The organism is Collinsella aerofaciens ATCC 25986 (assembly GCF_964237925.1).
Classification (GTDB): domain Bacteria; phylum Actinomycetota; class Coriobacteriia; order Coriobacteriales; family Coriobacteriaceae; genus Collinsella; species Collinsella aerofaciens_BJ.
Map to the genome: position 1 here is coordinate 1 of NZ_CAXSKI010000045.1, position 568 is coordinate 568.

At 62.7% G+C, this 568-nt stretch carries 1 protein-coding gene; it reads left to right on the forward strand.

Annotation, left to right across the window (positions count from 1 at the left end):
* Window positions 1–454 (forward strand): transposase (locus ACESWY_RS10280; RefSeq protein WP_373094370.1); only part of this gene is annotated, 454 nt, incomplete at its 5' end.
* Window positions 455–568: the final 114 nt, after the last annotated feature.

Sequence of the window (568 nt, forward strand, 5' to 3'; positions counted from 1 at the left end):
GCTCGCGCACAGGATATCCGAGAACTCGGCGGAGATCGAGGCGATCACGGCGGAGATCTCCGCCCTGCTCGAGGGCGACGATACCTACCGATGCCTCCTGACGGTGCCGGGGATCGGCCCCAAAACCGCTTCCGAGCTCGCGATCTCCATCGACATCGAAGACTTCCCAAGCCACGACAGGCTCGCGTCGTACTGCGGCCTGGCGCCGCGCAACCGCCAGTCGGGGACCTCGATCTCCTCGGTGACGGCCTCGCGCCAAGGCAACAAGAGGCTGAAGAACCTGCTCATATTCTCATGTAACTGCCTTACCCGGACAGAGGGGAGATGGGGCGACTACTACACCAGGTGCCGGGAGCGGGGCATGTCGCACGGCAAGGCGCTCAAGGCGCTGGCGCGAAAGAGACTGAAGGTCATCTACGCGGTAATGCGAGACAGGGTGCCTTACGCAGCCTAGCCGAAACGCACCGAGCAGACTGAAGCCCACCGGCCTAATGGCTTGGCGTCAGCATGCCGCGATTCGGTCGCACGGAGAGCATTTCCCAGTTGACAAAACTATAGGAACACCCCC